Genomic DNA, 9463 nt, shown 5'->3' with positions numbered 1-9463 from the left:
TGAAAAACAGCTTAAATCTGGAACAGGAAGAGAAATGATCTGGAATTTGATTAGAAGAAATGAGCGCTGATACATATCCTCCGCGGCGGAAGGAGTTCAACTCTCGTTCTCGCTACTAAAGCTCAACGAAAGTTGGGCTTTTTTTATGGCTATGATTTTTACTGCTTATGTACGCTATTCAATCAAATTCGATAAAATTTATATCTGATATACTTCTGATTTAGAGCAGAGATTATTATCTCACAACCTGTTCGCTATCAAAGGATATACCATTAAGTATAGACCATGGGAGATATTATTTACTGAACAGTTTGAAAGCAAAACCTAAGCAACAAAGAGAGAAAAACAGCTTAAATCTGGAACTGGTAGAGAAATGATCTGGAATTTGATTAGAAGAAATGAGCGCTGATACATATCCGCCGCGGCGGACGGAGTTCAACACTCGTTCTCGCTACTAAAGCTCAACGAAAGTTGGGCTTTTTTTTATTTAATACTAAATTAGAAGTATACAGCCTCTTAGATGCCCTTGCCAAAATTATACCTTAATGAAAAGTTAAATCCACTTTTTAAAATTTCAGTAGTTGCAGTATTAGACATGCTGCTTAGATAATAAGAATACGTTGATAATAAAGTAATCTTCTGGTAACTAAAACCTAATCTAACAGGGATGGCATAAGTAAATGACTGATAACCCCCTAAATCTCTATTTATTACAATTTGTGCCCCTGGAATTTCAGTTGATTTATAGGTAACAATATCATCTTTGTATTGATGTAAGTTTGCGCTAATACCAGAACCAATCGTAATTTTAGTTTTGTTATTGTTATAAACATGATAGTTATAAGTTGGAGAAAAAATATAACTAAACTGTGTGAAACTCTGCGTTTCTTCGGACCGATTATCTATACCATAAAATTTAACCTTTTCTTTTAAAGCAGAGAGCTCGAAATTTATTTCTGATTTACTCTTCTCGTCTAAACTAATACTTAAGCCTATGGTTGGTAAAATGCTAATAGGACTTGAAGCTGAGGATGTTCCTAAAACATTGTCGCCATTATAAGAGAAAGTACTAAAATTTACGCCAAAGCCGGCTAAAAAATTAACTTTTGATCTAATGGGCTTAACAAAGCTGTTTTGAACATCATTTAATATGTACACAATCTCTTTTAATTCTTTTACTGTGTACTTTGCATTATTTATTTTTGAAACTAATTCAACATTCTTAATTTCATCAGCATTTAACAACTTTCTCAATTGATCTTGAAATATGTTTTGTGTTTCGACTTTAAAATCAATGGCTGCTGAGTAAAAATTACGATAAACTAGCTCCTTGTATTCTTCACCTTGTGGTTTAATGTAAAATCTTGTTTTAATGGCATCTGTATAACTATATAAACTTAACCTTTTGCCCACAACAATCGCATCTAAAAAAACTGTGTCTTTAATGAAAGTAGAATCAAGATATTTTGGCAAATTTGGATATTTTACCTTGTCCATGCTTTTGTTAATAATTGCTGTTTCAAAAGTGTGTTGAGCACCAATTGATAATTTGGAGGTATTGTTTACAGTAGCAACTTCTTTTAATGAATTATCAGCATTGTAAATTGATATAGTTTCTGGATTTAGTGTCCATTTTTGAGATTCAATCTTAATGTTTATTTCTTTCCCATTTTTATCAGTTAATGTGGCATTAGTTAAATTCTTTTGAGCGGCCACCATCAGCGGCAGACTTAACCAGAGCGCTAAAATAATTTTTGTCTTTATCATAAATTTTAAAAATCTAAACTTTAAAATTAGAAATATGCATTTGCAAAAATGCTTAACTATCTATTTTACTTTGTAACAATTTCGATTTTACCACCATTCAAAAACAAATCATGTGGTATAAAATAGCCATTAATCGGCTTACCATTTACCTTAATTTGCGTTAAGTTTCTACCCTGTTTAGGTTTACTAATCGTTAAAGTTTTACCAGTACTGCTTTTCCAGTTAATTTCATCAAAAAGAGGAACTGTTACTATATAATTTGGATCTGTAGCAGAAAATGGATAAAAACCCATTGCTGTAAAAACATACCAAGCAGACATTTCACCTGCATCATCCATACCGGAAAGTGCCAAACCTTTATCTCCAATACCATAAAGCGTATTCATAATGGTGTCTAAGATTTTTTGAGATTTCTCAGGCTTTCCAATAAAATGATAAGAAAATGGTGCTTCATGATCTGGTTGGTTGCCATGACAATATTGCCCAATCATAGTTTCTACATTTCTGGCAATATGTTTTGGGTTCCACGGTACCGTAAATAAAGAATCTAACTTAGATTCAAAACCTTTCGCTCCACCATATAACTCAATTAATCCGGGCATATCATGTGGTGCATAAAAAGATACTTGCCAAGCATTTGCTTCTCGATACATGTACTCATAATATGGATATTGAGGATTAAAAGGCGTTATCCAACTTCCATTCGCAAGCTTTCCTCTCATAAATCTTGTTGCTGGATCAAACATGTTTTTGTAATTGTTAGAGCGCTGCATTAAAATTATATAATTCGATGTATCTCCCAATTTTTTAGCGATTTGCGCCAATGAATAATCATCATAAGCATATTCTAAGGTTTTAGATACACCTGCCTTTGCTTTTGTCTCCACATGAGGATTTTTAATGTCAGGATCAGAAATAAAGCCTTTTGCTTTATACTCAGCAATGTGTGGCCTTGCTCCTCCTTCAGTATTCGCATTTTTTAGTAAAATTTCATAAGTACCTTTGATATCAAAATCATTAATTCCTCTTAAATAAGCTCCTGCAATTGATGATGCTCCATGATCTCCATGAAAGAAGGTGGGCATAAATCCTTTTTTATCACCAACATCTTTCATAGATTTGATCACGTCTAAAGTAACTTTTGGAGAAATCAATCCTAATAAAACATCTTTATTTCTGTAAGTGTCCCACAATGATGGTTCAGTGTAGTAGCTAAAATCAGTTTTAACAACTTGTTTTTTGGCATCTGTAAATTCTCCATTTACATCGCTGCGTAGTGCAGGCCATAAAAATGACCGGTATAAACTTGAGTAAAACATTACCTGCTGCTTTTTAGTTCCTCCCTTTACTTCAACGGTCGACAAAAGTTTTTCCCAGGCGCTATTTGCTTCATCTTTTATGGTGCTAAAAGACTTTTTACCAATTTCTTGTTCGAGATTTAATTTTGCGTTTGCGATGCTTACAAATGAAAGTCCAATTTTTAATTCTACCGAACCTTGATCACCATTAGCCAAATGCGCAATGGCATAACCACTTCTTTTTCCTAAATCTTTAATGCTTAGGCTATCAATAGGAACATTTAAAATCGCATAAAAATAAACATTCTCACCGCCCTGAAAACCTTGTATAACAGAGTTTCCTACTTTTTCAATTTCCCAAGTATTAACCCTACTGTTGGCTTTTCCCATGTCAAAAAGAATTTTCTTATTGGCTTTGTCAGTAAACTCGTACTGATGAAAACCAGCACGCAAAGTTGATGTTAAGCTCACCTTTACTTTATAATCATCTAAATAAACTTGATAAAAACCGGGAGAGGCTATTTCCTTCTCATGAGAAAATTTTGAACCAAATTTATCACCCGCATCAGAGAGTGGTAAAATTGGAACATTACAAAGATTCCAATGCCCTTTGTTGGTATGTGTAAAGCCATAAATTATATCATCCTCATATTCATAACCAGCACCAGAACCATATTCTGTCATCGGACTAAGCTGTACCATAGCATTTGGCAGTGAGCTGCCTGGAAAAGTTAAACCCGCCCAAGACCTCCATCCTTCTGGTAGTTCATAACCTAATATTTTAGGATCAGTTAATGGAGCCGTACCAATAAATGTATTTACTAGCTTAGTTTTCTCTTGGCTTTTTGCTCGTATTGTAAACAAGCTAACCAACATCAAAAAACAGCAAATCATTTTCCGAAAATTCATATCTGAAGATTTAATAAGTTCTATTTGTAAAATACAATTACAATATAGTAAATCGTTTTACTAAAATAAACTTAATAAAAAATTTTATGGATTAGGACAAAAAAATATCATTAATTAATTGAAACTTCCATCTCCCCTTCTCAACAACTGATTTCCGTTTCTTGGTTTAGCACCACTCCATTTTTGTAGGCGAACACTTAGGCGAACCATAAAATATTGACTCAATGCGTTTGATTGAGTATCAATTATCGCCCCGTTATCTAATATATTTCTGTTCACAAAATTGTTCTGATTTAATAAATCAAATGCTTGAAAGGTTAATTTTGCTCTTCGCTTGTAAAATTCCTTTTCTAAATATGCATTAATTACAAAAGGATTGTTGGTGATATTTGCATTTATACCGCCTACATAATTTTTACTCGCACTATATCCGAAAATCAATGTTTTCCACATATAAAACTTACCATCAATATTTATGGCAACAGTATTAGTTTTGCTATCTAAAGAACTCGGAAGAGTATTGTTAGATTTTATGAAACTATAAGAAATAAATGGATTTACTTCTAACCATTCTGTTGGATTTATTCTTGGACCAAAACGCTCATTAAAGTTCCAAGTAGTCGTAATGTTCTTTATGTTATCACTCATAGAAACTCCATTATTATAGCTTGTATTTCCATTTAAAGACAAATTATATTTTCTGTCGCCAAATTGTTTGCTAATTGAATGGTTTGCATTAATTCTATATACTCCATTTAAATTCACAAAACGAGTTTCATTTTTTCTACTGTTAAATGCATCAGAAATTTGAACAACGTTTCGTACAACCGCATTTTCTATAAATGTAGCATTTGCATTTATAGAGTAATTTAGTTTCGCACTGGCGATGTAGTTATTATAGCTTGTATTTATACTGTGATTAAATGTGACTTTTAAATCCGGATTACCCACTACTGGATTTTGTGGATTTGAAACATCTCTAACAGGTTGTATTTGATCAAAACTTGGCTCATTCGCATTACCTGAATAATTTAATTGTAAACTATGTTGTCGTGACCATAAATATTGAAACCTTGCAATAGGAATTATATTAAAGCTCGTCCTATTTGTAGTGGTTCCTAAACTTTCTTTTGTGCCGCTTAGCGCGGCAGGTACAGCAGTTACACCTACAGAAAATTTAACCTTCGAATCTTTACTTACCCCGTATCTATAGTTTAGCGCTAATCTAGTTTGAGTGAATGAATAATCATAGATATTACTCAATGAGTCTACAATTTGCTGAGAGCCGTCGGGAAAAATATTACTAGTTGTTGCGGTGTTATCATAGCCATTATAATTAATTTGTCCATTAAATTCTAGCTGAGTATTTGAGGTAAGCGGTTCTGCAAACATTAAACTAGCACGGTAATTTTTAGTCAAATTATCCCTATTTACTAATCTATTTATTAAAGAATCCTTAAGCACAACATCTGATAGTCCATCGTAGTATAATATTCTAGCATTTCGATCTTGTTCTGCCTCCTGATTATTATTGCTTAAGCTTACTTGAAGTGAAATATTTCTTCTTGGTTTAGTAAACAAGTGTTGGTAAAATGCAGTAATTCCGTAATTAGGCCTAGTATTCCTATTAGAATTATTACCGGTTTGGTCTTGCCTAAAAGATTGATTTTGTGGAGAAGGATCTATAGCAACAAAACGCTGCAAGTTAGCAGATTTGTTACTCGAAAGCGTTGATGCGTAAGTAAATGTAGGCGTAATCCGTAAAAAATTAGAGCTATCTAAGTCTGCCTCCAATTCAAAATTTAAGTTGTGAGATTTAGTATCATTATCACTAGATCCTTCGTTTGATGAAAAGGTATTTCCCCTTACACTTGGTATTTGCGCAACACTACTGTTTAAAGAATTGGTATTATTAAAAGAATATCGGTAATTGGTATTTATTTTTATTTTAGAATTGATTTGATCTCGGTAAGAGAAAGAAGAATTGCCATTATTTGTAGTGCCACCACTTCCCCCAAATGCATTTAGGTTTGGTGTATTATTCCCTCCGTTACCCCTTCCTCCACCACCATTATTATTACCATTTCCACCTCCAAAGTTTCCATTGTTATTAGCTACTCCATTAACTGTGTTATTTAATCTAACATTTAAACCAATACTTTGGTTAGCATTAAGTCTAGTAGCAAATACAGATCCTTCATATCTATCATTATTTCCTGCTCCACCAGCAACATTCATACTATTCCCTACAGACTTATTCCTTTTGGTAACTATATTCAATATTTTTTCTGGTTCTCCATCCTTAATTCCCGTTCTTTCAGCTTGGTCGCCGTAATCATCAACCACCTGAATTTTCTCAACAATTTCGGCCGGCAAATTTTGTAAGGCGGTGGCAACATCACCACCTAAATAAAGTTTTCCATTTATCTTTGCCTTAGCAATAGGCGCTCCCTGATGCACTACCGAACCATCATTACCTACTTCCATACCTTCCATTTTTTTTACCAACTCATCTACATTTGCATTCTCTCTTACCACATAATCACTCGCTTTGTATTCAACAGTATCCGTTTTATAGGTAATGGAAGGGGCTCCATTAATTACAACAACATCTAATGTTTTAGAATCTGCGTTTAGTATTATCGGGGCTATTACTATTTTAGCTACAGCATCGTTCTGTTTATATTTAGCCACAAATGCTTTGTATCCAATACTATTTACAGCAATAGTATACATAGAAGACTTTACATTTCTAAACGTAAACCCGCCATCAGGGCTAGTTCCTACAACTAAAGTATCTTTTTCTGATGTTAATCTTACCGTAACTCCTGGTATGCCAATATTAAGTGTATCCTTTACAATTCCATTTACCTCTCTCAAAGCTAATGGAGGTAAAGTACTTTTCTGAGAATTTTCTTGCTGCGCACAAACTTTAACGTTAATTAATAAAGCAACAATAATTAACAATCTTTTTATTGTCATTAATGTCGCAAGGGCGTGATAAAGTTTAAACATCTATTTTGTTAAGATTATGTGCTATTTCTTTGTGGTATCATGTTGATTTTAATAAAACATCCAAAACCAACTACCTAAAAAAGGTAGACTTATTTTTCACAAAATAGCTTAACCAAAATTTTTTGTTATTTATCCTTAAAATTAAGGATCATTAATAAATGCCATTTAAAGGCATAAACAATAATTACCATCACCTAAATGTTACGTATTAGTATAAAAAAAATCCTCGTTGAAAAATCAACGAGGATTAGAAATTTATTTTTCTCTTACTACTTGGCCATTTTATACGTTTCGGCCATCAATAGCGCATTATACGCATTAACAATCCCACCACTCACACAAATTTCAGAAAATGGAACACGAACATTTTCTCCCTTTTCGTTTTTATATTTCACCTTATGATTAACTTTAGTAACAGATTTAATGATAATATCCCGTAATTCACTCGGTTTTAATTCTGGATAATAAGTCAATATTAGAGCTGCCAACCCAGATACAACCGGCGATGCCATACTTGTTCCATCAAATTCCTCATATTTTGAATTTGGTACTGTAGAATTAATTTTAAAGCCTGGTGCAAAAACATCGACATTAAATTTACCATAATTTGAAAATGAAGCTTTTAATTCCTCATCATCTTTATAGGCACTGGCACCAACTTCAATCCAATTATTTGCGTGTGGTAATTTAAATTTCATCGAATCAACAGGCAATGGTTTAGCAAAAGGATCTGGTCTCACGGCCATATTTCTATTCTGCATCCCCTGTTGTGCAATTAAATCATTTATTTTTTTTTGCGCATCCACTGGCTTTTTAGATTTATGATAAGCTTCAGACTCATTACTATCAAAATATTTATTAGGATAATTTTCTACCCTATCATTATCACTATTGTCATTTCCAGCAGCATGAACTAACAATACATCTTTATTTTCAGCATATTTAACTGCCTCATCAACAGCTTTTTTATCCCACTTATAGCCCTTGCCAAAGCTCATATTTATAACCTTAGCTCCGTTGTCAACTGCATAACGAATACCATTTGCTACATCCTTATCACGCTCATCTCCCTCTGGCACAACTCTAATCGTCATAATTTGAACATCATTAGCAACACCCATTATACCCAATACATTATTTCTATTTGCGCCAATTATACCAGAAACATGTGTCCCGTGGTCAGCATTAGGTCCTGCCACATCCGAATTACCATAATTTCTTTGATTAGCATTTGCATAATCATCACCAACCAATACCGATCTCTCATCATACTTAATGTTTAAATTGTATTTCAACATTACTTCCAGTTCATGATGTCCTTTTTTAATTGTGGTATAAAACTTGTCAATTCCACCTTCATCCTTTGCACCTTTCCTAATTATCTTCTTTACATATTCCTCAGTCTCATCATCTGCCTTATACTTCTCCATATCTTCTAAAGTAGGAATGTCTTTTTTATTGATAAAAGCGACAGAGTCCATCACTTTTTTAATTAAAATATAAATCGGAAAAGCACTACTTGCCTCATCATATTTTTTACCAAAATCGCTCCGTGCCTTTTGGTAAATGGCAAATTCTTTCTTTTCAGTACTATCTAATACGGTGCTATTAATCACAGATCTATATTTAGTCTCATACTTTCGCATAATCCTAACTAGCTCTAAATTATCATATGCAAGTGTGCCATTTTTAGAACCTAAAAAATTCCAGCCATGGATATCATCAACATACCCATTACCATCATCATCAACACCATTATCAGGTATTTCCTTGCTATTAGTCCATAAAACATCTTTTAAATCTTCATGTTTAATATCCGTTCCTCCATCAATTACCGCAACAATAACTTTTTGTTTAGGAGCTTTATTTTTCAAAAGTTCATTATATGCCTTATCGGTACTTATTCCAAAATAACCAGATTGCGTTAAATCTAAGTTAAACCAGTTCGCAGGTAAAATAACATTCTTGTCTTGAGCATTTAATTTTAATCCCAATGCTAAAAACAACCCTAAAAATAAACCTAATCTAATTTTCATAGCTAAAACTCATATCTAAATAACGTAATTTACAATATTACAGTTTTAAAATAGCTAGGCTATTAAAAAAAGTGTTTTTAACAAAATTTTAACAGATAAAATAAGAGTAAATAACTTATATAGCCAATTACAATACCAATATTTTTAAGAAGAAGATCTGCGCTGCAGCTATGATCGTCATTCCCGCTTTCCGTTATACGGGCCGTATGCAACTGGCCCCTTCGGTATACACTCCAATCGGGTCTAGCCTTCAGGGCAGCTGCAGCTTCCGGAGGTTTCCGGTCATGCGGCCAAATGTGCATGAACGATAGAGCTGACAAGAAGACACTGCAGGGTGGTAGGTGCTTGGCGGGAAAGTATCGTAAACAAGAAAGCCCCGCAACTTTCGTTACGGGGCTTCTTTTAAGATCTGGCACCGACCTACTCTCCCACATGTTA

General features: G+C 33.5%; 4 protein-coding genes and 1 pseudogene. 1 reads left to right on the top strand and 4 read right to left on the bottom strand.

Annotated elements, in window-relative coordinates:
- Window positions 1-220: 220 nt before the first annotated feature.
- Window positions 221-328: pseudogene (locus AC07XU_RS16830) on the top strand (GIY-YIG nuclease family protein); the annotation flags it as partial.
- 188 nt (window positions 329-516) lie between these two features.
- Here the strand turns inward: AC07XU_RS16830 and AC07XU_RS16825 are convergent.
- From AC07XU_RS16825 to AC07XU_RS16810, 4 genes are all read right to left on the bottom strand, one after another.
- Window positions 517-1767: a hypothetical protein gene (locus AC07XU_RS16825; protein ID WP_494944798.1), complete on the bottom strand. Its 1251-nt coding sequence runs from the start codon at window positions 1765-1767 to the stop codon at window positions 517-519.
- Between the two features lie 65 nt (window positions 1768-1832).
- On the bottom strand, window positions 1833-3974 hold the full coding sequence (locus AC07XU_RS16820) for a GH92 family glycosyl hydrolase (protein ID WP_494944797.1): 2142 nt from the start codon (window positions 3972-3974) through the stop codon (window positions 1833-1835).
- A gap of 114 nt (window positions 3975-4088) precedes the next feature.
- Window positions 4089-6989 (bottom strand): TonB-dependent receptor, encoded by a 2901-nt coding sequence (locus tag AC07XU_RS16815; protein WP_494944796.1) that lies wholly within the window; start codon window positions 6987-6989, stop codon window positions 4089-4091.
- Window positions 6990-7258: 269 nt separating this feature from the next.
- Window positions 7259-9025 (bottom strand): S8 family serine peptidase, encoded by a 1767-nt coding sequence (locus AC07XU_RS16810; RefSeq protein WP_494944795.1) that lies wholly within the window; start codon window positions 9023-9025, stop codon window positions 7259-7261.
- Window positions 9026-9463 lie beyond the last annotated feature (438 nt).

The organism is Pedobacter sp. GW456-11-11-14-TSB4 (assembly GCF_059424425.1).
This window is presented reverse-complemented; position numbering and strand designations above follow the sequence as displayed.